Source organism: Pedobacter agri PB92 (assembly GCF_000258495.1).
Taxonomy (GTDB): Bacteria; Bacteroidota; Bacteroidia; order Sphingobacteriales; family Sphingobacteriaceae; genus Pedobacter; species Pedobacter agri.
The window spans coordinates 1-25,095 of record NZ_AJLG01000070.1 but is presented as its reverse complement, the minus strand read 5'-3'; the positions used below and the strand labels follow the sequence as shown (position 1 = coordinate 25,095).

Genomic DNA, 25,095 nt, shown 5'->3' with positions numbered 1-25,095 from the left:
ACGTACACACTACAACAAGAGGCAATTAACGAAGCTGTTTTCTGACGGATCACATCAAAATATAAATCCTCAGAAATATCCATCTTGCGCACTTTTTCTACTTGCAGTAACTCGCCCTCACTCATCTGTTTCACGGCCTCAGATACTATCTGTAACAATCGGTGTTCATTATTGTTTACCGAAAGCAATAAACCTTTAGCCAATAAATAATCGCCTACTAAAACAGCGATTTTATTTTTCCATAACGCATTGATGGAGAAAAACCCACGTCGTTCGTAGGCATTATCTACCACATCATCATGCACTAAGGTTGCAGTATGCAAAAGCTCTACCAATGCAGCCCCACGATGGGTAGATTCGGTAATTCCACCGCATAACTTCGCGGCAAAAAACACGAACATTGGCCGCATTTGCTTGCCTTTTTGCTTTACAATATAATGGGTAATCCTATCCAGCAATGGCGCATCGCTGTGCATAGATTCTTTAAAGGTTTTTTCAAACGCTTTAATATCGGCTGCTATAGGTTTTTTTATCTGATCGATTCCCGGCATTAAGTCGAAAAATTTTGACTGCAAACTTAACTTAATTTCCCATAAAAAGGTAATGCTTAATGTCATTATTAGGGTTTTGGAAATGAAAGGAAACAATCTTAATTCCTTCAGTCCTGCTCTACGCTTTATACCCGTGTAAGTCATTGCCGATTGTTCGGCAAAGAACGGCTATGTTCGCTTCGATCAGGTTTAGTAACAATGTTTGTTGCAAGTAAAAACCCCTCAAATTCAAAACCGTAATGCATAAATATTCTTTGTTATATCATGCAAAAGTTTACATTTATTGAAGGTTTGTTTTTAAATGAAAAAGCGTTACAAAGTCTTAATTGGAATTTCAGCACTGCTGGTTGTGAGTTATTTGCTTGGTCCAAAACCAAAAAAACCCTTGTACAATGCAGAGTTAGTAAAAGTTCCTGATTTACAAGATTTGGATGGCTATATACAAAACATTGAAAGTTTAAATAAAATTAAGCCCGAAAACGAAGCAGAAATTATTTGGGCCGACCCAATACTTAAGCAACAAACTGAATATGCAGTAGTTTACTTACATGGCTTCTCCGCATCAAAAACCGAAGGAAATCCAGTACATCTGAATTTAGCGAAGGCACTTCATGCCAATTTATATCTAGCCCGGTTGGCTGATCATGGTGTAGATACTATTGCACCGATGCAGTTTTTTACTGCCGATCGGCTGTGGGAAAGCAGTAAACTGGCTTATGCCATCGGTCAAAAATTGGGCAAAAAGGTAATCCTGGTAGGTACATCAACCGGCGGAACTGCCGCTTTGAAATTAGCCGCCACTTATCCTGAAATCAATAGCTTAATCCTGCTTTCTCCAAATGTAGCCATCAATGATAAAAATGCCTGGCTGTTAAACGATCCTTGGGGTTTGCAAATTGCCCGTTCGGTTTTGGGCAGCGACGAACGTAAAGTTGATGGCAGAACAGCAGAATATAAAAAATACTGGTATACCAATTACCGAATTGAATCACTGGTAGAATTACAGGAATTCGTAGAAAGTACCATGCAAAAATCTGTTTTCGAAAAAGTGAAACAACCCGTTTTAATGCTTTATTATTATAAAAACGAATTGGAGCAAGATCCGGTTGTTCGTGTTGATGCCATGCTCAAAATGTTCGGTGAATTAGGCACTCCGGAAGATTTAAAAAGAAAAATAGCTATTCCAAACGCAGGAAACCACGTTTTGGGTTCTTACATTACTTCAAAAGACTTACCCAGTGTAGCTACTGCAATTGATAATTTTGTCGATAATGTTTTAAAAGTACCTATCCTATAAATGATGAATAAATCGAAATCCTTTCTAATTGAATTTGGCTGGCTACTCCTGTCGGCTTTGATTACAGTATTAGTACTCACATTAATGTTTGGAAAAGATGCCTTTCAAAAAAATCTTGGTATCGACCTTCATGATACTTATTTTGTTACTCCATCAATACCCGTATATGTAACATTATTCATTATTGTAGGTTTTATCATTTATTACATTAAAGAGTTTCGAAAAAAATTTAGCAGAAAAACACAAAATTTAATAACCATCATTTTGGGGCTGCTATTTCTTGTTTCACTTACCCGCATTAGCCAGGTTGTTTCATCCTTCAAAGGAATGGAAGCCGCTTATAAGAGTCAAAGTCAAAATGAGTCAACTGCCCAGGGCTGGAAGGTGTATCCGTCATTGCCAAATTTAAAAACATCTGCCCCTCAAAGCACTGTGTCACGCTATACAATCCTGGAATATTTGATGATACTTGTGCAAGTGATCATAGCATCATTGTTATTAAAACTGGGTTACGACTGGGGTAAGTCGCAAAGAGATAAGTCTGTAATTTTAGAGCGTGTTTAAAAACCTTTACTATTTGCCAGTCTGATTATGCTATTTTCCGACAATATTTTTCAAGATCATTTCTGCATGTACTCTGGAATTTTCAATAAAAAGTTTGTGCGTATCTAATCCGCCGCATACTACGCCTGCCAAATACAATCCTTTTATATTCGTTTCCATGGTTTCTTCATTGTAAACCGGACATAAACTTTCTGGCAAATCTATTCCAAACTTTCTTAACATTGAAAAATCTGGCTGGTAACCTGTCATGGCAATTACGAAATCATTAGGAATGGTTTTAATTCCCTCTGGCGTTTGAATATCAACCTCACCTTCTCGGATTTCGAGTAACTGAGAATGGAAATGAGCGGTGATAGCACCTTCCTTAATTCTATTTTCTATATCAGGTCGCACCCAATATTTTACATGCGGGCCCAATTCTTCACTACGTATAAGCATTGTAACATTGGCCCCTTTACGGTATGTTTCCAAAGCTGCATCAACGCCTGAGTTATTTGCGCCCACCACTAATACATTTTGAAATGCATATAAATGTGGATCTTTATAATAATGTGTAACTTTTGGCAAATCTTCTCCCGGAACATTCATTAACAAGGGAACATCATAAAAACCGGTCGCCACGATTACATTTCCGCTGGTGTAATTCTCCTTAGCAGTTTTTATTTTGAAAATAGCAGACTCATTCTTTTCAACTTCGATTACCCGCTCAAAAAGATTGATATTCAAATCAAATTTCTCAGCCACCCTGCGGTAATATTCCACGGCTTCATTACGATTCGGCTTTGGATTGATCGTAACGAACGGTACGCCTCCAATTTCCAGCTTTTGCGACGTGGAAAAGAAAGTCATGAAAACGGGATAATTGAATAAGCTGTTTACTAAAGCGCCTTTTTCAATAATGAGGTAACTAAGATTTGCTTTTTTTGCTTCGATTGCACAAGCCATCCCGATCGGACCAGCGCCAATGATGATGATATCGTAATGATTTTGATCTTTCATTTCAGTTTTATCTGTCGATTGAGATTGCTTCGTGCCTCGCAATGACGATAGCGTTAAACTTTCATTGCTTTACTTGGACAAGCAAAATCGGTTCTTTTTAAGCCTGTATTTTTAATGGCTCCGTAACCTCCGGCAACATCGATCACATTTTCTACCCCACGCGATTTTAAAATAGAGGCCGCAATCATCGATCTGTAACCACCTGCACAGTGAATGTAATAAGTTGCTTCAGGATCGATTTCTCCCATCCAGTCATCAATGAAATCTAATGGTCTGCTTAAAGTAAATTCCAAATGCTCTGATTCATATTCGCCCGGTTTACGAACATCTAAGGCTATGATTTCATTGTCCTGAACAGCCAATTCAAAGGTTTCTGCAGAAATGGTTTCAATCGTATCAATTTCCTTTCCCGCGTCCGTCCAGCGCTCAAAGCCTCCATCTAAGTATCCAATGGTATGATCGTAACCTACCCTGGTTAATCGGGTAATACTTTCCTGTTCCTTGCCTTCATCGGTTATTAAAAGAATGGGTTGTTGTAAATCCGTAATCAGGGCGCCTACCCAAGGTGCAAACTGGCCATTTAAACCAATATTGATGGAATTTGGAATAAATCCTTTTGCGAAAAGCTGCGGATCACGTGTATCCAGTAAAATGGCTCCTGTTTGGTTCGCCGTATTTTCAAAAGCCTGAGGCGTTAAGGCATTTAACCCCTTTTCGTAAACGTCATCAATACTATCCACTCCGCCTTTATTCATGGCGGCATTTTTAGCAAAATATTGTGGAGGCGGCATTATACCATCGGTAACCTCTTTTATAAATTGTTCTTTGGTTTGTGCCTTTAGCGCATAATTTACTTGCTTCTGATGTCCTAAAGTATCAAAAGTTTCTTTACTCATGCTCTTTCCGCAAGCAGAGCCTGCACCATGAGCCGGGTAAACAATTACATCATCTGCTAAGGGCTTAATTTTTTCACTCAAGGAATCGTAAAGCATTCCTGCTAAATCTTCCATGGTTAAATTTCCTTTTTTGGGCTAAATCCGGTCTGCCCACATCGCCTATAAAAAGGGTATCGCCACTGAAAATGCAATGATCTTTTCCATTTTCATCAGTAAGCAAATAGGTTGTAGATTCTAAGGTATGTCCGGGTGTGTGTAGTGCAGTGATGGTGAGATTGCCTATTTTGAATTGCTCTCTATCTTTGGCAATGTGCGATTCAAATTCAGTTTTTGCTGTTGGCCCGTAAATAATTTTAGCGCCAGACTTTTCAGCCAGATCTACATGACCCGAAACGAAATCAGCATGAAAATGTGTTTCAAAAATATATTTGATTGTGGCCCCAGCTTTTTCAGCTTTCTTTAAATAAGTTCCAACTTCTCTCAGCGGATCTATAATTGCAGCTTCGCCATTACTTTCTATATAATATGCAGCTTCAGCTAAACAACCGGTATATATTTGTTCTATTTTCATTTTCAAAATATCGAGTAAAAAGTATCAAGATTTGAGACTTAACTTATCCTCATTGCTAGCAAAAATAGGGCTAATTAATAAAAACCGAAATGATTGTAGTCATAATTGCAGAAGTTTTACTTATTAATACATTATAACGATCGTTGTAATTTTTGAAAACGATCGTTTCAACAATATGGCTCCAGCAGTCCCGCCATTCACTACAATCTTTTAATAAATGGCTGCAGCAAGTTTTTAGCGCAGTTTATTCCATGGCCTTTGAGACCGAAATACTCAGAAGTTGGTACTGATTAAAAGGATTTACGTTGCTGTCGGGTTTATTGCCGAACGGTTGTTTAGCAAGGCGTAGCAGGCAGTTTCTGTGTGATTAAACCTGATAGCAGTAAAATCCTTTTTTGTTGTAAATCAATCAGGTTAATGCTGCCATTCATAAAAAAGATCGAACGGATAGCAGGACGAACATTAAAAAACGCTACTGCAATTGCTTTCCAAAAAAATTAATCTTTGGTCAACTCACCCCTGAGCGATTCGTCCATCAATTTTCTACTTTGCTCTAGCGGCAGGTTAAGCCCCAAAACATACATCAGCTTAGTAGCCGCAGCCTCAAAAGTTACATCGTATCCACTAATAATCCCCATTTTTAATAGCTCACGACTGGTTTCATAACGACCTAGTTGAACTGAACCTTTTTTGCACTGGGAGATATCAAGAATAATTTTCCCACTTAATATCGCCTGGCGAAGACTATCTAAAAACCATTGGGCAGTGGTGGTGTTGCCTGATCCAAAAGTTTCCAAAATAATGGCATCGACTTTTGAATCAGTGATTGCAGATACCGCCTGAGGCGTGATTCCTGGATATAATTTCAAGACCCCAATGTTTGGATTGAAATTGGTGTGAAGCGTTAACTCACCTTCAGGGGCTTTCATCACATAGTTGGTATTAAACTGTAAGTGCACACCCGCTTCGGCCAAAACCGGGTAATTTGGCGATCGGAAAGCCTCGAACTTTTCGCTGTTATATTTTATAGACCGATTTCCCCTGAATAATTGGGCATCGAAATAAATACAAACTTCCGGGAACAGTGATTTACCATTTTCCTTGGTAGCGGCAATTTCCAGTGCGGTAATTAAATTCTCTTTTGCATCGGTTCTGATTTCGCCAATTGGCAATTGTGAACCCGTTAAAACCACCGCTTTACCCAAATTTTCTAGCATGAAACTTAATGCAGAAGCGGTAAAAGCCATAGTATCTGAACCATGAAGAATCACAAAACCATCATATTGATCATAATTATCCCGAATCAATTCAGCTAAAGTTTTCCATATCTCGGGATCCATGTTTGATGAATCTAAAACCGGGTTAAAGGAATGAACATCCAACTCATAATCTAAACGGCTCAATTCCGGAACATTCTGTTTAATCTGCTCGAAGTCGAAAGGAATTAGCATTCCATTGCTGGGGTCGTTAACCATACCGATGGTGCCACCGGTATATATTATAAGGATCTTGGTCATTTGGTTGGTTGGTTGCTCAACGCAAAGAAAGCAAAAAAAATATAAATGATTTAGGATAATTTTAATATTGATAATTACTTAATATAAATTGCAGGCTAAATTATGAAATTTACAATATAAACCGTTGAAATTGAAATAATGATTATAACTGTTATAAAAACGGATATAAATTAATTATTATTTATTCAATAGATATTGATTTTGAAATTGGGCACAGCATGAAGATTTGAGGTGAATCAAATACCAAACACCTTTTTGGAGTTCTCTGTCGTTACCTTTGCGATTTCCTCAACTGATACACCATAGATATCAGCTAATTTTTGGGCAATATAGATTAAGTAGCTGCTTTCATTTGGCTTTCCACGAAACGGAACAGGGGCTAAATAGGGCGAATCGGTTTCAAGAACAAGATGATCTAAAGAAATTTCTGAAAGTACTACATCCAATCCCGCTTTTTTATAGGTAACCACGCCACCAATACCTAAATAAAAATTGAGATCGATGGCTTGCTTGGCTTGCACTACATTTCCGGTAAAGCAATGAAATATGCCTCTAAGTTTTTCATCCCGCTCACTTTCCAAAACTTCAAAAACTTCATCAAAAGCTTCGCGACAATGGATAACGATGGGTAAACCTAAATCTTTTGCCCATGCAATTTGCTTACGAAAAGCATCTTGCTGGATGTCCAATGTAGTTTTATCCCAATATAAATCGATACCGATTTCACCGATGGCGTAGATTTTTCTAATTGAAATGCTTTTGTAGATTTCATCTAAAAGAGACCAATAGTCATCTTTTACATCGCAAGGATGGAGTCCAGCCATGGCAAAACAATTCTCTGGATATTTACTAACCAAATCATCAATCATGCCAATGGATTTTACATCAACATTGGGTAAAAACAATCGATTCACGTCGTTTTCAAAACAACGCTCCATTAATTCTGCTTGCTTTTCGGCATCTTGCTCGTAATATAAATGGGTATGGGTATCGGTAAAAAGCATTTTATAATGATGTATGATGTAAAATTTTTAACTGGCCGTCATTGCAAGGCAAAAAGCAATCTAAAAGCGAAAGGTCTTTATTATATCACAGGGATTGCTTCGTGCCCCGCAATGACGATAGTCTAATCTTTCTGTTTCACTTTTTTGGTGACCTTTGCTTTTTTGACTTCAGACTTCGGACTATCAACTGCGGGCTGAATACCCAACTCCCATTCCATTTCTTTTTTCAAGAATTTCCCTGTTAAGCTAATTGGATTTTGAATCAGTCCTTCAGGCGTACCTTCAAAAAGTATTCTTCCTCCTCCGGCTCCGCCCTCTTCGCCCAAATCGATTACCCAATCGGCCACTTTAACAACATCTAAGTTGTGTTCAATCACCAAAATGGTATTCCCTTTTTCAACAAGTTCTTGCAACACACCTAAAAGCACATTGATGTCTTCAAAATGCAATCCGGTGGTAGGTTCATCTAAAATATAAAAAGTTTTACCAGTATCTTTTTTCGAAAGTTCAGTCGCTAGCTTAACCCTTTGCGCCTCTCCACCAGATAACGTAACCGATGATTGGCCTAAAGTGATATAGCCTAAACCAACATCTTTAAGCGTTTTGATTTTCCTATAAATAATCGGAATATTTTCGAAGAAAACACAAGCATCTTCAATACTCATATCCAGCACATCGCTGATTGATTTTCCGCGAAAGCGAACTTCCAAAGTTTCTCTGTTATATCGTCTGCCGCCGCATTCTTCACAAGGTACCTGCACATCGGGCAAAAAATTCATTTCGATCACCTTTAAACCTGCACCCTGACAGGTTTCACATCTTCCACCTTTAACATTGAAAGAAAAACGACCCGGTTTGTAACCCCGAATCTTTGCTTCTGGCAATTGCACAAATAGATTTCTAATATCCGAGAACACACCTGTGTAAGTGGATGGGTTAGAACGTGGTGTCCTTCCAATTGGCGCCTGATCAATTTCAATAACCTTATCAATTTCTTTCAATCCGGTTATTTTCTCGTAAGGAAGTGGTGTTTTCTTCGCCCGGAAAAAATGATGATTTAAAATTGGATATAAGGTTTCGGTAATCAAACTCGATTTACCTGAACCGGAAACGCCAGTTACCGCAATAAACTTTCCTAAAGGAAAATCTACAGAAACTTCTTTTAAATTATGTCCGGTAGCTTTAATAATGGATAATTTATGACCATTACCTTTTCTGCGAACTTTAGGGGTTTCGATTTTTTTATCTCCGTTTAAATAGGCAGCGGTTAAAGTTTTCGACTTCAGAATTTCCTTTGCAGTTCCCTCGGCAACAACTGTACCTCCGTGAATACCTGCTCCAGGACCAACGTCGATTACCCAGTCGGCTTCCAAAATCATGTCTTTATCATGCTCAACCACCAAAACGGTATTTCCTAAATCACGAAGATTTTTCAAGGCATTGATTAGTCTTTCATTATCGCGTTGGTGCAAACCAATACTTGGTTCATCTAAAATGTACATTACATTCATCAACTGAGATCCAATTTGGGTAGCCAAACGAATACGTTGCGCCTCGCCACCGGAGAGGGTCCGGGCAGTACGATCTAATGTTAAATAAGTTAAACCTACATCGGTTAAGAAACCAATTCTGGCTTTTATCTCTTTTAAAATTTCTTTAGCGATAATGTGCTGGCGATCAGAAAGCCGATCATCAACATGCTCAAACCAGCCATGAAGATTATTGATATCCATTGAGGCAAGATCAAAAATATTCTTACCATCAACTTTAAAGTGTAAACTCTCTTTTTCAAACGGGCTCCATGGCACTCCGGACAGGTTTTCAGCTTACGGAAAGCATCCATATCATCAGATGCAGATTCGCTTCGCTTTTCGTTCTGCTCTTCCAACATTTTAATGATGCCATCGAATGTAATGTTATAATTCTGAACATTCCATTTGTTGTATTCTACCTCAACCTTGATTAAATCAGGAGAACCATTCAAGATAATATTGATCACTTCATCACTCAATTTCTCAATTGGAGTTGATAAAGAGAAAGCATATTTCTTTGCCAAAGATTTTAACACCTGAAACATCCAGGTATCGCGGTATTCACCAAGTGGCGCCAATCCACCATTTAGAATATTCAATTTTGGGTTTGGCATCACCGATTCCTTATCCACTACAAAGATATAGCCCAAACCATCACAACGTTCGCAAGCACCATAAGGCGAATTAAACGAAAAGCTGTTGGGTTGCGGTTCATCATAAGAAATACCTGTAGTTGGGCACATTAAAAACTTACTGAAATGCGCAACATTGTTATCCTTATCGCTGATCTTGATTACACCCTTACCCATTTTCATGGCCGTTTGAACGGAATCCAAAAGGCGTTTTTTATCTTTTCCATCAACAATTAACCGATCAATTACCACTTCGATATCGTGAATTTTATAACGATCGACCTGCATTTTAGCGGTAATATCTTTTATCTCTCCATCAACACGAACCTTTACATAACCTTGTTTACGGATTTGCTCGAAAAGCTCACGGTAATGCCCTTTTCTACCTTTCACCACTGGCGCCAGGATATTTACAGCTAGTCCATCGAACTTATTAAAGATATTTTGAAGAATTTGGTCTTCGCTCATGCGCTCCATTTTCTCGCCAGTATTGTACGAGTATGCATCGGCTACACGAGCATAAAGCAAACGCATGAAATCGTAAATTTCGGTAATGGTTCCAACGGTTGAACGAGGATTTTTACTTGTCGTTTTTTGCTCAATGGCAATAACCGGGCTTAAGCCAGAAACCTTATCAACATCCGGACGCTCCATGCCACCCATAAACTGGCGACTATACGCACTAAATGTTTCCATATAGCGACGTTGCCCCTCAGCATAAATGGTATCAAAAGCCAATGAAGATTTCCCACTACCACTTAAACCGGTTATAACCACCAGCTGGTTTCGCGGGAAACTCACATCGATATTTTTTAAATTATGTACCCTCGCACCGTATACTTCTACATCTTTTTGCTCGCCGAGGTCGACAGATTTATTGCTCATATTTTATTAAAAAGTTGAGGAGAAATCGGGCTGGTAAAAACAGCAGATTTCAATCCGCAAAAATGCTAAAAATTTTATCAAAAAGAAAGTCTAAACCAATCTGTATTAAGGATTAATTGTCATAATGTTTACTCCTATTTCTAAGGAAACCTGACGACAAACCAAAACGTAAATAGCCATAACGATCCTGAAAATATATGTTGTAATTATCTTCACCATAATAACCAACCGCAGCCATCAGAAATACATTATTCATAAAAGGAAAACTGTAGTTAAAATTAATTTCGGCATTTAAACGCTTTTGAAGATTCGCCAAATTCTTCGCAGGAATTTTATTTACTGCATAGGAAACCTCTGTATTTAAACGCCAGGTTTCTTTTTCAGTTTTAACTTTCGGCTTACTTCTGGCATTTCTTTCTATCTGATCATATTTGCGCAAGGAGAAATTGTAAAGCAATCTGGTAAAGCCAAAACCTAAATCCAAAGCAGGCTCATACCTAAAAAACTTATACCATTGCAAACCCAAACGATGGTTAAAAGAATAAAAGCTTTCATCAACCCGGGTTGGCGTAAGATGACCGAAGCGATATGAAGCGGTGAGATAATTTGCATTAAAATTTCCTGTTAAAGTATTTACCGAACCATCTTGATTGAATGCATTCTGATCCTGCCCATTAGAATGGTGTGTAAAGGCCAGCTCAGCGTATTTGTAATTTTCTTGGTTTTTATTTAAACGGGCATAGGCTGCAAAACCCAAACGATAGCTTGGCGTACGAACTCCGGCAGAAAACTCATCTCTTACCCTAACTGTAAAATCGGGAATGATGGAAAATGCAACCGGTGATTTATAACTACCCAACAGCATATAAGTGGTGGTTAAACGACCGTTAATGACATATTTAGATGGCGCTCCCAATTCGCCATAAGGTGATGTATAGGCAAAATCAGCATTCTCTTTATATAGATTAACATATTGTTTGTTAGCGTATTCTCTTTTGATGATAAGGGAATCCTGAGCAAAAACCTGCATACTAAACAAAACGATAAAAAGAGAAAGTAACGTTTTAACCATAGCAAATAAACGTTGTAAGATGGTGGTTGGTTTGGTAGATTAGCAAAATCTACAAATGCTCACAATAACCCTAAATAATATGACATTAATTCATTTTATATTCGAGATTTTTAAAATCTATTTCTTAGGTGCGATGTATACAACATTGATATATTTTGCAATAAGATGGATTTTTGACAAGAACAGCACCTTTTATCAATTTTTTTCAAACGTAAATAAAACTATGTTATGGTTTACCACATGGGCTATTATTTGCCTTATATTATTTGTTTATATGTTTAGCTACTATGGAAATCATGGGCTTGGAGATAGCTCTAGAATTCCGATAGCTAATCATAATGTGTTGTATCAAATAGATTTAAGTTCATATATTGAAGATAAAAGAGGCAATACTTACAACATAGACAACTTTGTTGTGACTGACGATTTTGTTTACGGTACTTTAGAAGGATTACCAGAAGAAGGAAAGACTGCCTATTTTGTTTTCGACTTAAAATTGAGCCGTATTGAAAATTTTGAAAATGAAACGGCATTTAATGCTTATCTCATTTCGAAAGGGTTAAACAAGAATGTTAAATATCAAGATTTCTCCTATTACTACGACCAATACTGGAGCGGCTGGAGATTTTTTTTACTTCCCTAAGAATAATAGGTAAATTTCTACCATTCAATCGTCGTTCCATTTTCTGTAGGATGCCCGGTACAAACCAACACTCTTCCACGCTCAATTTCATCATCCGTAAGTACTTCATTGTAATCCATCCTTACATTACCTTTAGTACAGTTGGCCACGCAAGTGCTGCAAACACCACCACGACAACTGTAAGGAAGTTTAATTTTATTTTCAAGCGCAACATCTAAAATGCGTTTTGGCCATGGAATATCAAGATTGTAACTGGTACCCTGGAAATTTAAGATCACAGAATAGGTATTTTTATCTACCACTTTTTCTGAACTATCATCTTCGTCTATTTCATCTTCAGGTAAAACAAAGGTTTCCCTTTTAATTTGTTGAATATCGAAGCCCATACCTAGCAAAGTGATTCTACACAAATCCATATAAATGATCGGGCCGCAAGTATAAAACAAAGCGTTTTCTCTTTCGAAACGCAAATGTTCTTTAAGCAATTGCTCTATGTAAAATTTATTTAAACGAGCAGTCAACAGGTTTTTACTATTGCTAAATACCCAAACAATTTTTAATCTTTCAGGATATTTCTGCTGCCATTCCAAAAGCTCATCGTAAAACAAAGCCTCTTCTTTTGATCGGTTACTATATATTAAAGTAACTAACGAGTTTTCCTCCCGAACCAGTGCTGTTTTTAAAATAGAGAAAAGCGGTGTAATGCCTACTCCGGCAGCGAAAAGAAAGAGATCTCTTTCAAGATATTCATTAGGAAGATAACTGAACAATCCCTGCGGTTCTTGCGCTATCAATACATCATTTACCGCCGTTTTATGATGCAAGAATCTGGAAATCTCTCCGTTCTCTACTCTTTTAACTGTAATGGCTAAAGGTCCGTCTACATCAGGCGAACTATTAAAGGAATAAGACCTACGCACCTCCCGGTTTTTACCCTCAAAAATCAACGAAATAAATTGACCGGCCAGATAAGTGGGGTAATTGCCATCAACATCTTCAAATTGAAAAGTAATATTATCGCCCGGCTGGTTTATGATTTTATTGATGCGCAGTTTAAACATAGTGAAGAATAAAGATCAAAGATAAAGGAACAATGACAAGGAACAAATAAAGAAAAAAGTCGGGAGTATGAAGTTAGGAGTTCGAAGTCGAGCATCTAGAGATGAAAAGTTTAAAAGAAAAGCTGAATGACTAATCAGTGTAATCAGCCTGAAAGTAAAAAAGCGTCCCGATATAAAATCGAGACGCCTTACCAAATGCTTTGTTTTTACCTTAATTATTTTATTCGCCGTTATAGGCCAATAATACACGCTCTTTTTTGTATCCGTAGCGTTTCGGATGTTCCATAATCTGTTTCATGGAAATTACTTTATAAACATAGCCACCAGTTTCACGGTTTAACTTCATTTTGTAGTAATTATCCTGATTTTGATTATTGATTTGCTTGCGTAAGCGACCATCGCCAACGTTATAAGCGGCGGCAACCAGGGTCCAGCTCTCTAAGCCTCTATACATTTCTTTAATGTATTTGCAGGCTGCGATGGTTGACTTACGTAAATTATAACGTTCATCAACTTTGCCGTTTACCTTTAAGCCATAAGTACGGGCTGTACCTGGCATAAATTGCCAAATTCCTGCTGCACCTTTTGGCGAAACTCCCATTGCCGTTCCTGATTCAACTAATGCCAAATACTTGAAATCGTTTGGAATTCCGTAGGCTTCAAGGATGGGTTCGATAATCGGAAACCATTTTGCTGCTTTTTGATGCAACACGTTTGTTTGCATACTCTGGAAAGTGTGTGCGGCAAGAATTTTTTTCATTTTTCTTTCTACCCTTTTATCGCCCAATGGCAAGGTTTCATCCGCGAAGTTTAACTGAGCCATTAAAGATTGAGGCTTAACTTCCTCTTGAACTTTTACGCTATCAGTTAGTGCTATTTTAGTGTTTAATTCTGCTTCTTTTAAAAGACTTTGTGGTACTAAGGGCATTTGGTAAGTGAACACTTTTGCCAAAAGAAATAGTGTTGCCACTACCGCAAATGGTACGCTGTGTTTCTTTAACATCTTCCTCCTTTTTTTGGTGAACTTATATAAAAACGTCGGCAAAGCTAAAAAATAATAAGCACATTATCAAATAGTTACGCCGAAAGCTTAAAAAAACAGCCTCTAAAGTGCTTTAAACGTGGGTTTTAAATTTTGATTTTCAATCAATTTTTTCTATTTTAGAGGCTATTTTTTGACATAAATTTTCGCCACTTCACAATTGTATTGTTCATCAATTTTTCCTAAATTTGCAGCCCGCATTTTAGGATGCGGTTAAAAGCGTATCATGATAAATAAAAACAACAGGAACAGTCGGGATGACAAGTCCAAATCGGGCAACCGGAGAACAGAAGGCAGAAGTAATGATGCCGGGTCTGACAGAAGAAAATCAGACGACAGAGATAACAAATTCAAAAAATCATCCGATTCAAAAGATAACTTCAGACCTAGAAGTTCAGAAAGCAAGGATTTCAAATCAAAATCTTTCGGAGATAAAAAAGATTTCAAACCCAGATCAGGCGGACGCGATTTCAAATCGAAAGATGCGGAACCTCAAAGCTTTAAATTTGGCGATCGTGAGTTCAAATCAAAAGATTCTGGAGCAAGATCGGAAGATCGCGGCTTTAAATCAAGAGAAGGCGGATCAAGAGATTACAAACCTAGAACTGGCGAACGTGACTTCAAACCAAGAACAGGAGATAGAGATTTTAAACCAAGAGAAGGTGGTGCAAGAGATTATAAACCAAGAACAGGAGAACGTGATTTCAAATCTAAGGATGGAGATTCGAGAGATTTTAAATCGAAAACTGGCGGATCAAGAGACTTTAAGCCTAGAGAAGGTGGATACAAGGATTTCAAATCAAAAGGAAAATCTGATGGATTCAGACCAAGTGCTGGAAGTTCAAGAGATGTAAAACCTAGAGAAGCCAGAGAAGGTGATTCTCGTCCGTTTAGAAAACGTGAAGAAGCGCAGCCAAGAGATACAGAGTTCAACCGTCCGGAAAGAACTGTTATTGCCCCTGCCCGTAAAACGAATGAAGATAAAGGCTTAATTCGCCTTAACAGATATATTTCAAATGCAGGTATTTGCTCTCGCCGCAAGGCCGATGAGTTAATTGCTGCAGGCGTAGTTACCGTAAATGGCGAAGCTGTTACAGAACTGGGCCACAAAGTAGACCCGGCGAAAGATTTAGTTCGTTACAACGGCGAGTTACTAAAGCGTGAGAAAAAGGTTTATGTGTTATTAAACAAACCGAAAGATTACATCACCACAACCGATGATCCGCAGGAACGTCGTACGGTAATGCAGTTGGTTGATAAAGCAAGTCGTGAGCGTATTTACCCCGTAGGCCGCTTAGATCGCAATACAACTGGCTTATTGTTAATGACGAATGATGGTGATTTGGCAGATAAATTATCACACCCAAAAAATGGCATCACTAAAATTTACAACGTAGAATTAGATAAGGCTTTATCACAAGGTGATTTAAACAAAATTGCTTTTGGTTTAGAGCTGGAAGATGGTTTGATTAAACCCGATAACATTTCTTATGTTGCAGGTGGAACTAAAAAAGAAATCGGCATTCAAATTCACAGTGGTAAAAACAGAATTGTTCGTCGTATTTTCGAACATTTAGGTTACAGTGTAGAAAAATTAGATCGCGTAGTTTATGGCAATCTGACTAAAAAAGATTTACCTCGTGGAAGATGGAGATACCTGGAAGATCATGAGCTGATCCAGATTAAACACTTAATTAAATAATATTCAAGGCAATCGGAAGGTTGCCTTTTTTATTGAAATATGTTTTACCATCAATTTTAAAATGGATTAAGCCAAAACATTTTTTCTCATATTTGTTTAAACAAGAACGTAAAATGAAAAGAAACATCGCTATACTGTTAATGACATTAATATCTCCCATCGCGTTTGCGCAGAAAACAAATTATAATCTTTTAATCGGAACTTATACCGCTCCTGGAAAAAGCGAAGGTATTTACACCTACAATTTTAACACCAACAATGCAGAATCTAGTTTAGAGCATGTTACTAAAGGAACGGCAAACCCAAGTTATCTAACCCTTTCTCCTGACAGCAAATTTGTTTATGCGGTAAATGAAACTGGCAATACAAGCACGGTTACTGCTTTTAAATACGATGCGAAAACGGGTACCTTAACTTTTTTAAACAAAGTGGATAGCCATGGCGCCGATCCTTGTTTTATTACTGCTGATGCGAAGAATGTAATCGTTGCAAACTATTCTGGAGGAAGTTTGGCCGTATTTGCCCGCAACGCGGATGGATCATTAAGCGAAGCGGTTCAAGTGATTAAACACACTGGAAAAAGCATTGATCCGAAGGGCAGGCAGGAAAGTGCCCACGTACACATGGTAAAATTTACGCCTGATCATAAACATCTAATTGTTAATGACTTGGGAGAAGACCAAACTTATATCTACCATTATAACCCAACAGGAAAAGATCAGACATTAACTGCCAGAAAAGTTTTAAAACAAATGCAGGTACAGGTCCAAGGCACATTACTTTTAGTCCGAATGGTAAAAATGCTTACTTAGTACATGAATTTAATGGAAGCATTACCGCTTTTAATTATTCCAACGGCAGTTTAACCAAAATCCAGGAAATTGCTACCACAGCTAAAGACTTCACTGGAAAAATAGATGCCGCAGATATTCATGTTTCTGCAGATGGAAAATTCCTTTACGAAACCAACCGTGGTGATGCAAATAGCATTTCAACATTTGCGATACTTCCGGCAGGTAAATTAAAACTGGTTGAAACCGTAAGCACTTTAGGAAAAGGCCCACGAAACTTTACGATTGATCCCAGCGGCAAGTATGTATTAGTTGGCCACCAATATACCAACGATGTGATCATCTTCAACAGAAACAAAACCACAGGCAAATTAACGGATAGTGGAAAAAAGATTGATGTTGGCGCACCGGTTTGCTTGGTATTTAATTGATGGTTAAGAAATTAATATCGATTGAAGTACTTAAGAGGGAACTGATATTTGCACCATAATGCGCAAAATGTTTTATCAATGATAGTTGCTTGCGCCTCGCAATAACAATTATATTAAACAAATCCTGAAGCACAGTAACAAAGATTCCAAAAAAAAAGAACCTGCCCAAAGGCAAGTCTTTTTAATCAAATATTTTATGCTGGTTCTGCAACTTTCGCCACATTACGGTAAGGATACTCACTAAAAATATGTCTGCGGGCAAAACGACCAGGAGAGTCGGCATTCACCAGTTTCACGTAAATTGCTTTAGGCACATCAAAATACTCATAAGCACTGCCATCATAAAACTGAATATTCAATACCTGTTGTTTGTATTCAAAATCCTGAATGTTAGATAAAGTGATGGTTTGTGTATAAGTTTCAATATTCTGCTCGCAGGTTTCAGGCGCAATACTTACTAAAAAGTGGTAAGCCTCAATAATTTCCTTACTTCTTGCTTCTGCATCTAATTTTTCTTGTTCCTGCTGAAATTTATCTGGGTGACAATCTTTCATCAAGGTACGGTATACCGACTTAAGCTCTTTTAATTCAGCTTCTTTATCAACATTTAAAAGCTTTCTATAATCAACTATTCTTTTCATTTGTGCTAACCTCTTTTAGTTTTCTTCATGAAATCGATGATCTTCTTGATGATCGCCGATTTCAAAGGCGCAAAGATACGATTTATAATCGTTTGATTTTGAGAAAGTTTCTTTTATTATAAAATAGCTAGCTAACCGTTTAAAATAGAATTTTAACATGCTCCTTCCAAAGTCTAACCTAAACATTCCGAGCAAATTGACACTAATATTTCACTTGCAAAGAATTTTCAATTACTTCTTTATAATAGTTAATATATGAAGGCAGTATTTTTTTCAAGTCAAAATCCTGAGCCCTTTTAAAGGCGTTTTCTTTGAAATACTTCAGTGTTTCATCATTAGTTAAAATCGTGATTGCCTTATTAGCCATGTCGTCTATATCGCCAACATCACACATGTAACCACAAAAATCGTCAATATTTAACTCAGGTAAACCACCAGCATTTGATGTAATGGCCGGAACTTTGCAAGCCATGGCTTCCAATGCGGCCAAGCCGAAACTTTCCGATTCAGATGGCATCAGGAATAAATCAGAAACCGACAAAATTTCTTCAACAGCATCCTGTTTGCCTAAAAACCGAACATGATCACCAATACCCAAAGATCGGCAAAGCTGTTCATCGTAAGCACGCTCAGGCCCATCTCCTACCATTAAAAGTTTTGATGGAATTACAGCCTGTACCTTTTCAAAAATACGAATCACATCAGCAGTACGCTTAACTTTCCTAAAGTTAGAGGTATGTATCAATATGCGTTCGTTATTGGGAGCAATTGCTTTTTTGAAATGATCTTTTGCCTGCAAACTGAAACGACTAAAATCGATAAAATTCGGGATAACCTTAATTTCCTTAGTAATCTCAAAGTGCTTATAAGTATCTTCCCTCAAATCATCTGAAACCGTTGTTACACCATCACTTTGGTTAATCGAAAAAGTAACCACGGGCTTATAAGTTGGGTCTTTACCCACTAAAGTGATATCGGTACCATGCAAAGTAGTTACAACCGGGATATGAATACCATAACTGGCCAAAATTTGTTTTGCCATAAAGGCCGCAGATGCATGAGGAATAGCATAATGCACATGCAACACATCTAACTTTTCAAATCGAACCACATCCACCAGCTTGCTTGCCAATGCCGATTCGTAAGGCGCATAATCAAAAAGCGGGTAATCTCTTACCGAAACCTCATGATAAAATAGGTTGGCCGAAAAGAAATCAAGTCGGGCTGGCTGACTGTAGGTAATAAAGTGAACTTGATGACCCTCGTTTGCAAGTGCTTTTCCAAGCTCTGTTGCAACCACTCCACTACCGCCAAAAGTGGGGTAGCAAACAATTCCTATTTTCATTTATAAATGCGTTGTTGTTACTACAAATGTAGCCCATTTATATCTAAAATACGTGTAAGGCAATTGCAATAAAAAAACTTGCTTTCGAGTTATAAACCACAATTAAAAAAGCAATTGCCGTAGTTCTTCGGCTAGGAAAGTCCTGCCATTCGCTATAGCCCTCATAAAAAATTCGGGGCTGCCGCTATTGTCAGGTTTAAAACCAAAAGGTAACCTAAGCGAAAGAATAGCGAGTGTAGTATCAAATGATTAAAAAGTGATACGATAGGTTTCAGCTGGTGCTCAGAAATTGACAAAAAAAAACGCCCCATTGCTGGGACGTAATCAAACCGAGACCAAAATTTTTATTATTTATAATCGTATACCAGCTGAGGTTTTTTATATCCCAGTTTTCGCTCTGCTCCTTGTATTTGTGTACGAATATCTTCTACTTTCGAAATTTGCTTGTTATAACGGCTTAGAGCCTTTTGCGATTCATCGGCATCACTTTTTGCCTTCTTAGACAATTTAGCCATATTTTTTAAGTCAACCGATGAACCAGCATCAGTCTTATCAACATTTCGGCTCGCCTTATCAGCAGATTCTTTCGCATTCCCTTTAATTTCTAAAAGTTTCAGGCGCAGCTTCTCCACATTTGTTTCTTCTTCTGCTTCCTTAATTTTAAGCTCCAAAACTTTCATGTGCTGTTTGAGTACATCTACTTTTTCACTCAAAGTGCTTAAAGAATCTTTTGAAACTTTCGGACTATAGGTTTGAGCCATTGCAGAGATGGAACCGGCAATCAGCACGCAAGCAAATATTAATTTTTCATGATCATTATTTGCCTACGCCAAATCAATAAAAATGCCCAATGCCAAAAACACGCTCCAAAGCGTTATTTTAAAGAAAGTATAAAATTTACGAAATTTAAGACGATGACATTTGAGAAAAAAAATACCCGAAGTTTATTTCAGATTTCTCATTTCTTCTTTAATCACAAGGAAAAGCTCGTTCGGTCTTTGGGTACCTATAAAATACTCCAGCCCGTCGCGATCTGTGAGTACAACAGCATCTTTACCCGATGAGTAGAATCGAATGGTTCCTTTAGTATGAAGATTGTAAACCGGGTTGTTAAAAAAATAACGGCTATATGTTGCCTTTCTAACATCTACAATACTATTTAAATCAATTTTAACACGTTTTGTTGTCCACAGGCCATCTAAAATCATGCTGCCATTATCAACAATAATTTTATACTGGATTAAAAAAAGCAATAACATGGAAACCCCAATGATTCCAAAACCAACTACTAAAAATAAATCTTGTGTATTATCTCGATCTCGTTCGTAAACATAGGCCGCAAAACAAAACGCAGCCATAATCAACCTGATGAAAATGCGAACATAATCACGACCGATGTATTGTTTTTCGATATAGGCGTACTTGCTTTCCACTTACAAATTTTTGAGTTCGAATATAGCAACTTTTTTTGTTGCAGCAGTTAATTTATATCTATTATCCTGACGCATACCTGCAACCCAAATGATATCGCCGTTGCCATTCACTAAAATCGGTGTGGTCGTCTTCAAATGCAGCGGCACTTTTTCATCGATAAAAAAGTCGCTGACTTTTTTCAGCTGCCGCATCCCTAATGGAGCAAATTTGTCTCCGTTTTGCCAATGCCTTAATATTAAAGGAAAAATTAACTTATCTGCATTTACAAAAGCCTTTTTAGGATTGCTTTCGAACTCAATTACTGTTGAGAAGGAAAGCTTGAGTGTATCTGCCCCAAACAAAACATGTGTAGTGGATGGATGAATAAACTGATTAGCTATTTCATTACTATTTTTTGCTGCAATTACCAGATAAGCCCTATTAATGATGGCCTGATGGCTGGAACTAAAGAAATGTGTTCCGCTGGATGAATGCAAATGATTCAGCATCTGCTCAATCACGCTTTCAGTAAATCCATAAGGCTTTAATAACTCAAATAACAGAAGCTTCTGCGGATTTAATTTCGAAATTTCATCCAAAGCAATATAAATACCATCACTTCGAGGGTTTAGTATTTTTTCAGCAAGTGCTTGAACATGAAAATTCAACAGCATTTCAATATCAGCAAAGCGGGCAGCATTTTCTGCAAAAGTTTTTTCTAAATGGGGATTGATTTCCTGCAAGTGAGGAATGACCTTTAACCTGATTTTATTTCGGATGTAGTTTGCACTCAGGTTGGAACTATCTTCCACAAAGTCGAAATTCATCTGATGGATAATTTCATCGATTTCGTGCCGGTTTAAAAACAATAATGGTCTGATCAGATGGTTTCGCTTAGGCAAAATACCATGTAAACCACTAATCCCTGTACCTCTTGTTAAGTTGATGAGCACAGTTTCTACTCCATCATTTTGATGATGCGCCAATGCAACATAATCAAATCCTTCTGCTAACCTGATTTCTTCAAACCAGTTGTAGCGTAAATCGCGGGCTGCCATTTGGGTTGAAATTTTATTTTCGGCAGCATATTTTTTTGTATCAAAATGCGTTATGTAAAACGGAAGATCAAAATTAGCGGCCAGCATTTTTACAAAAAGCTCGTCACGCTGTGCTTCATCGCCACGCAAGTTGAAATTACAATGTGCCACACCAATATTAACGCCTATTGCTTTAAACAAATGCAACATTAATACCGAATCTTTCCCCCCGCTAACGGCTAAAAGAATTTTGTTACCCTGAGCAAAGAGCTGGTGCTTCGCTACAAAATCCTGAAATTGTTTTACGGGTAACATCCACCAAAAATATTTAATTTTAACTGGTATTCCGAACGTTCGGAACAAAAAACTAACTTTGTAAAGTGCAAAAACTATTTGTCTTTTTATTCTCAATATTTTTCCCGGTATTTCTTTTCGGCCAACAACAGGCCACGAAGATCAAAATTGTTTCGTTTTCGAAAATAAGCGGCGATACCAAGAAAAAAATAAGCTATCTACGCTCTCCGGTTTTTCAGCAAGATAATGCCACCTTAACCTGTGACAGTGCTGTCTTTTACAGTGAAAGAAACTATTTCGAAGCATTTAAAAATGTACACATCAACCAGTTAACAACTAATATCTATTCTGATCAACTGGAGTATGACGGGAATATAAAACAGGCGCATTTGACTGGGAATGTCAGCATGAAAGATCCTACATCAACGCTAACTACCAACATACTAGATTATAATACCCTTAGTAAAATTGGCACCTATACCAGTGGCGGTAAAATTGTAAATGAGAGTGTTACGCTTACCAGTAAAAATGGTTACTATTTCAGCACAAGCAGCGATGCTTATTTTAGATACAATGTAGTGGTGGTTACGCCTCAGGTAACGATAAAATCAGACACTTTGCGTTACAATACGCAAACCAAGTGGACTTATTTTTATGGTCCGACAAATATTAAAGGTAAAGACGACAATTTATATACGGAAAATGGTGCCTACAATACCATGACTGAAGATGCTTATTTCGGAAAAAAAAATCTGTATACGCAAGGAACAAGGTCTTTAAGAGGCGATAGTCTTTATTATTTTGGCAAGATTGGTTACGGTAAAGCTGTTAAAAACATCGTATTCTCAGATACGAAGGATAAAATGAAGATGTTTGGCGATTTGGGTTATTACTATAAGGCCGATCAACGCACATTGGTTACCAGAAATGCCTATCTAGGAATTGGAACTGAAGATTCTGTTTTGGTGAAAGGCAAGAAGCGCCCGGATAGTTTATGGATGGGAGCCGATACTTTGGAAACTCAAATGGTGTTACAAAAATCTTTGAAACTCATCCCAAAAATATCTGTCAAAGCCGATAACGAAATAGGCGAAGATGATGAGGAAGAGGGTGGAACAAAAGAAACCCAGGAAAATCCTGCTAGACCATCATCAACCACCAGCTCTCCAGTTGATAAAAAAACTGCAGCTAAAACTAAGAATGATAGAAAAGCTAAAAACAAACTGAAGGATGAACCTAAAACCGCAGACACTAAAAGTCAATTTTTGGAGAAGGATTTTGATAGTTTGAATATTGATTCGCTGAGCAAGTTGCCTTCAAAAGCAAGAGTTGATAGCACTCAAAATGCAATCAAGTTAAAGGCTGATTCTATTGTAAAAAAATTACCTAATTTAAAAACAGACAGTTCAGCCAAAGCACTAACTGCCAAAGCAGGTAATGCTTTAAAGAATATCAAGCCATCAAAAGCAGATACTTTAGCAAAAAACTTGATTAAGAATGTTGCGAAAGATAAGTCTTTAGCTGGTTTAAGACCTGGGTTAAAAAATGACACGGCCAAATATAATCCTGCAGATACTGTACAGGCCCGTATTATTAAGGCTTATCACGGGGTAAAAATTTTCAAGACAAATATCCAGGCAAAAACGGATAGCCTTTTCTATACAAGCGCCGATTCTACCCTACGCTGTTATATAAATCCAATCATTTGGTCAGAAGGTTCGCAGCAAATTGCCGATACCATTTATGTTCAGTTTAAGAACAAAAAGTTGAATAATCTTCAAGCCATTAAAAATGCATTCTTAGTTAATACACCAAAAGATTCTTTGCGATTTAATCAGATCAAAGGTCGATTGATGACTGGATTTTTCAGAAATGGCAAGCTTAAAACGATGTATGTAGACGGTAATGCCGAAAGCATTTATTATACCCAAGATGACAGCACGAAGGTTTATAAGGAAATGAACCAAACGTTAAGTAGCAGGATCAAGTTTATTTTCCAGGATAATGAAAATGATATTGAGGATATCGTTTACATTAAGGGAGTTGAAGGTGCGCTGAACCCGGAAAATAAAGTAGCAAAAGATAATGTGTTGAAAGGATTTTCGTGGAAGCCGAAAGAAAGACCTAAAACAAAAAAGGATGCTGTTGGTTCAGCAGGCAGAGCTAAACCAAAGGCAAAGCCCAAAACACCGCCCGCCAAAAATGTTATCGCCGGAAAACCTGGTACGGCCACTAAAAATACATCAGGAATTACAGCTGCCAAAAAACAAGTGAACACAACTGGAAAAACAAACTTTAACCTCAATAAAAATGTGCCTTTGGCTAACCCATTAGATACCGTAAATTTTGGTATTAAACCGATTTTACCTAAGGCGGATTCATTAAAAAAAGAAATTAAGAAATTGTAGATTAAATTGCAGCGGGGGATATCGTTTTGCTAACCGCCTTAGATGAATTGCTGGAGATTAAAATTGTAAATTATTCAAAAACTCAATCATCTTATTTAATGCTATCGCCCTGTGGCTGATCTTATTTTTTTCTGACATATCCATTTCGGCAAAAGTAATATCGTAACCATCAGGTTGAAAAATGGGATCGTAGCCGAAACCTTTTGAGCCAGATAGACCTTCGGTGATTTTACCGTTTATAACGCCTTCAAAAAGATGATTTTCACCATCTAACATTAAAGAAATGACTGTTTTAAACCTTGCTTTGCGGTTATTTTGTCCTTCGAGTTTTTGCAAAACTAGCTGGATATTTTCTAAACTGTCTCTACTCCCACTGTATCTTGCCGAATAAATACCTGGCTCATTATTCAAAGCCGCTACTTCCAGACCACTATCATCAGCAAAACAATCTAACTTAAAATTTTCTACAACATATTTACTTTTCAAACTGGCGTTACCTTCAAACGTTTCGGCCGTTTCCGGAATGTCCTCCTCACAACCAATATCTTGGAGGTTCAGCACCTCATATTTTCCGGAAAGTGCCAGGCGGATTTCTGCTGTTTTATGTTCGTTATTGGTTGCAAATACAAGTTTTTTCATGATGGATGGTCGGAAATGAAATATATGTAGATACGTGCGCCTAAATTTTGATATAAACTACTTAATTTTCTGCAGGTTTGCCCAAAGTAGCTTTTTCGCTGTCAGATCGCTATCTAGAGTGTGTACGT

The 25,095-nt window shown here is 37.6% G+C and carries 20 protein-coding genes and 2 pseudogenes; 6 read left to right on the top strand and 16 right to left on the bottom strand.

What is annotated here, in order from left to right; genetic code table 11:
- Positions 1-551 (bottom strand): polyprenyl synthetase family protein (locus ON09_RS11835; protein WP_029204296.1); only part of this gene is annotated, 551 nt, incomplete at its 3' end.
- A 301-nt stretch (positions 552-852) separates the two neighbouring features.
- On the opposite strand from ON09_RS11835, the gene ON09_RS11830 reads away from it, so the two are divergent.
- Together ON09_RS11830 and ON09_RS11825 are read left to right on the top strand one after the other, a co-directional pair.
- A complete protein-coding gene (locus tag ON09_RS11830) occupies positions 853-1,848 on the top strand; it encodes an alpha/beta hydrolase (RefSeq protein WP_010601280.1) in 996 nt (331 codons plus the stop codon).
- Positions 1,849-2,412 (top strand): hypothetical protein, encoded by a 564-nt coding sequence (locus tag ON09_RS11825; RefSeq protein ID WP_010601279.1) that lies wholly within the window; start codon positions 1,849-1,851, stop codon positions 2,410-2,412.
- Positions 2,413-2,442: 30 nt separating this feature from the next.
- On the opposite strand, the gene ON09_RS11820 is transcribed toward ON09_RS11825, so the two are convergent.
- The 7 genes and pseudogenes from ON09_RS11820 to ON09_RS11795 all read right to left on the bottom strand — a co-directional run bounded on the left by ON09_RS11820 (position 2,443) and on the right by ON09_RS11795 (position 11,520).
- Positions 2,443-3,411, bottom strand: coding sequence for a YpdA family putative bacillithiol disulfide reductase (locus ON09_RS11820; RefSeq protein ID WP_010601278.1), 969 nt, complete (start codon positions 3,409-3,411; stop codon positions 2,443-2,445).
- Positions 3,412-3,464: 53 nt separating this feature from the next.
- Positions 3,465-4,421: a rhodanese-like domain-containing protein gene (locus ON09_RS11815; RefSeq protein ID WP_238533662.1), complete on the bottom strand. Its 957-nt coding sequence runs from the start codon at positions 4,419-4,421 to the stop codon at positions 3,465-3,467.
- Positions 4,381-4,878 (bottom strand): MBL fold metallo-hydrolase, encoded by a 498-nt coding sequence (locus ON09_RS26055; protein WP_238533661.1) that lies wholly within the window; start codon positions 4,876-4,878, stop codon positions 4,381-4,383. The genes ON09_RS11815 and ON09_RS26055 overlap by 41 nt, the downstream gene beginning before the upstream one ends.
- A gap of 497 nt (positions 4,879-5,375) precedes the next feature.
- Complete coding sequence (locus tag ON09_RS11810) at positions 5,376-6,395, bottom strand: asparaginase (protein WP_010601277.1); 1,020 nt, start codon at positions 6,393-6,395, stop codon at positions 5,376-5,378.
- Between the two features lie 236 nt (positions 6,396-6,631).
- Positions 6,632-7,399 (bottom strand): TatD family hydrolase, encoded by a 768-nt coding sequence (locus ON09_RS11805; protein ID WP_010601276.1) that lies wholly within the window; start codon positions 7,397-7,399, stop codon positions 6,632-6,634.
- A gap of 215 nt (positions 7,400-7,614) precedes the next feature.
- Positions 7,615-10,448 (bottom strand): annotated as a pseudogene (uvrA, locus tag ON09_RS11800) (excinuclease ABC subunit UvrA); the annotation flags it as partial.
- 112 nt (positions 10,449-10,560) lie between these two features.
- Positions 10,561-11,520 (bottom strand): hypothetical protein, encoded by a 960-nt coding sequence (locus ON09_RS11795; protein ID WP_010601275.1) that lies wholly within the window; start codon positions 11,518-11,520, stop codon positions 10,561-10,563.
- Positions 11,521-11,794: 274 nt separating this feature from the next.
- On the opposite strand from ON09_RS11795, the gene ON09_RS11790 reads away from it, so the two are divergent.
- A complete protein-coding gene (locus ON09_RS11790; protein ID WP_029204295.1) occupies positions 11,795-12,163 on the top strand; it encodes a hypothetical protein in 369 nt (122 codons plus the stop codon).
- 17 nt (positions 12,164-12,180) lie between these two features.
- Here ON09_RS11790 and ON09_RS11785 read toward each other — a convergent pair whose 3' ends face one another.
- Positions 12,181-13,224: a 2Fe-2S iron-sulfur cluster-binding protein gene (locus ON09_RS11785; RefSeq protein ID WP_010601273.1), complete on the bottom strand. Its 1,044-nt coding sequence runs from the start codon at positions 13,222-13,224 to the stop codon at positions 12,181-12,183.
- 220 nt (positions 13,225-13,444) lie between these two features.
- A complete protein-coding gene (locus ON09_RS11780; RefSeq protein WP_010601272.1) occupies positions 13,445-14,227 on the bottom strand; it encodes a lytic transglycosylase domain-containing protein in 783 nt (260 codons plus the stop codon).
- Positions 14,228-14,492: 265 nt separating this feature from the next.
- Between ON09_RS11780 and ON09_RS11775 the strand changes: the two genes are divergently transcribed.
- Entirely contained in the window at positions 14,493-15,968 is a 1,476-nt protein-coding gene (locus ON09_RS11775; protein WP_010601271.1) for a pseudouridine synthase, read from the top strand.
- A gap of 113 nt (positions 15,969-16,081) precedes the next feature.
- Positions 16,082-17,190: pseudogene (locus ON09_RS26845) on the top strand (lactonase family protein).
- Positions 17,191-17,384: 194 nt separating this feature from the next.
- On the opposite strand, the gene ON09_RS11765 reads toward ON09_RS26845, so the two are convergent.
- From ON09_RS11765 to tilS, 5 genes are all read right to left on the bottom strand, one after another.
- Positions 17,385-17,831 (bottom strand): KTSC domain-containing protein, encoded by a 447-nt coding sequence (locus ON09_RS11765; RefSeq protein WP_010601269.1) that lies wholly within the window; start codon positions 17,829-17,831, stop codon positions 17,385-17,387.
- A gap of 202 nt (positions 17,832-18,033) precedes the next feature.
- The gene (bshA, locus tag ON09_RS11760) at positions 18,034-19,176 is read right to left on the bottom strand and encodes an N-acetyl-alpha-D-glucosaminyl L-malate synthase BshA (RefSeq protein WP_010601268.1); all 1,143 of its coding nucleotides are present in this window, start codon (positions 19,174-19,176) and stop codon (positions 18,034-18,036) included.
- A gap of 347 nt (positions 19,177-19,523) precedes the next feature.
- On the bottom strand, positions 19,524-19,964 hold the full coding sequence (locus ON09_RS11755; RefSeq protein WP_010601267.1) for a hypothetical protein: 441 nt from the start codon (positions 19,962-19,964) through the stop codon (positions 19,524-19,526).
- 156 nt (positions 19,965-20,120) lie between these two features.
- Positions 20,121-20,609: a hypothetical protein gene (locus ON09_RS11750; RefSeq protein ID WP_010601266.1), complete on the bottom strand. Its 489-nt coding sequence runs from the start codon at positions 20,607-20,609 to the stop codon at positions 20,121-20,123.
- On the bottom strand, positions 20,610-21,941 hold the full coding sequence (tilS, locus tag ON09_RS11745) for a tRNA lysidine(34) synthetase TilS (RefSeq protein WP_010601265.1): 1,332 nt from the start codon (positions 21,939-21,941) through the stop codon (positions 20,610-20,612).
- Between the two features lie 65 nt (positions 21,942-22,006).
- Between tilS and ON09_RS11740 the strand changes: the two genes are divergently transcribed.
- On the top strand, positions 22,007-24,328 hold the full coding sequence (locus ON09_RS11740; RefSeq protein WP_010601264.1) for an OstA-like protein: 2,322 nt from the start codon (positions 22,007-22,009) through the stop codon (positions 24,326-24,328).
- A gap of 57 nt (positions 24,329-24,385) precedes the next feature.
- Here the strand turns inward: ON09_RS11740 and ON09_RS11735 are convergent, their stop codons facing one another.
- The gene (locus ON09_RS11735) at positions 24,386-24,967 is read right to left on the bottom strand and encodes a non-canonical purine NTP diphosphatase (protein ID WP_010601263.1); all 582 of its coding nucleotides are present in this window, start codon (positions 24,965-24,967) and stop codon (positions 24,386-24,388) included.
- Positions 24,968-25,095: the final 128 nt, after the last annotated feature.

What these genes read in the sequence shown, in the direction of transcription:
- ON09_RS11830 (WP_010601280.1), top strand. Translation starts at nt 853, where the DNA reads ATGAAAAAGCGTTACAAAGTCTTAATTGGAATTTCAGCACTGCTGGTT.
- ON09_RS11825 (WP_010601279.1), top strand. Translation starts at nt 1,849, where the DNA reads ATGATGAATAAATCGAAATCCTTTCTAATTGAATTTGGCTGGCTACTC.
- ON09_RS11820 (WP_010601278.1), bottom strand. Translation starts at nt 3,411, where the DNA reads ATGAAAGATCAAAATCATTACGATATCATCATCATTGGCGCTGGTCCG.
- ON09_RS11815 (WP_238533662.1), bottom strand. Translation starts at nt 4,421, where the DNA reads ATGGAAGATTTAGCAGGAATGCTTTACGATTCCTTGAGTGAAAAAATT.
- ON09_RS26055 (WP_238533661.1), bottom strand. Translation starts at nt 4,878, where the DNA reads ATGAAAATAGAACAAATATATACCGGTTGTTTAGCTGAAGCTGCATAT.
- ON09_RS11810 (WP_010601277.1), bottom strand. Translation starts at nt 6,395, where the DNA reads ATGACCAAGATCCTTATAATATATACCGGTGGCACCATCGGTATGGTT.
- ON09_RS11805 (WP_010601276.1), bottom strand. Translation starts at nt 7,399, where the DNA reads ATGCTTTTTACCGATACCCATACCCATTTATATTACGAGCAAGATGCC.
- ON09_RS11795 (WP_010601275.1), bottom strand. Translation starts at nt 11,520, where the DNA reads ATGGTTAAAACGTTACTTTCTCTTTTTATCGTTTTGTTTAGTATGCAG.
- ON09_RS11790 (WP_029204295.1), top strand. Translation starts at nt 11,795, where the DNA reads ATGTTTAGCTACTATGGAAATCATGGGCTTGGAGATAGCTCTAGAATT.
- ON09_RS11785 (WP_010601273.1), bottom strand. Translation starts at nt 13,224, where the DNA reads ATGTTTAAACTGCGCATCAATAAAATCATAAACCAGCCGGGCGATAAT.
- ON09_RS11780 (WP_010601272.1), bottom strand. Translation starts at nt 14,227, where the DNA reads ATGTTAAAGAAACACAGCGTACCATTTGCGGTAGTGGCAACACTATTT.
- ON09_RS11775 (WP_010601271.1), top strand. Translation starts at nt 14,493, where the DNA reads ATGATAAATAAAAACAACAGGAACAGTCGGGATGACAAGTCCAAATCG.
- ON09_RS11765 (WP_010601269.1), bottom strand. Translation starts at nt 17,831, where the DNA reads ATGAAAAGAATAGTTGATTATAGAAAGCTTTTAAATGTTGATAAAGAA.
- bshA (WP_010601268.1), bottom strand. Translation starts at nt 19,176, where the DNA reads ATGAAAATAGGAATTGTTTGCTACCCCACTTTTGGCGGTAGTGGAGTG.
- tilS (WP_010601265.1), bottom strand. Translation starts at nt 21,941, where the DNA reads ATGTTACCCGTAAAACAATTTCAGGATTTTGTAGCGAAGCACCAGCTC.
- ON09_RS11735 (WP_010601263.1), bottom strand. Translation starts at nt 24,967, where the DNA reads ATGAAAAAACTTGTATTTGCAACCAATAACGAACATAAAACAGCAGAA.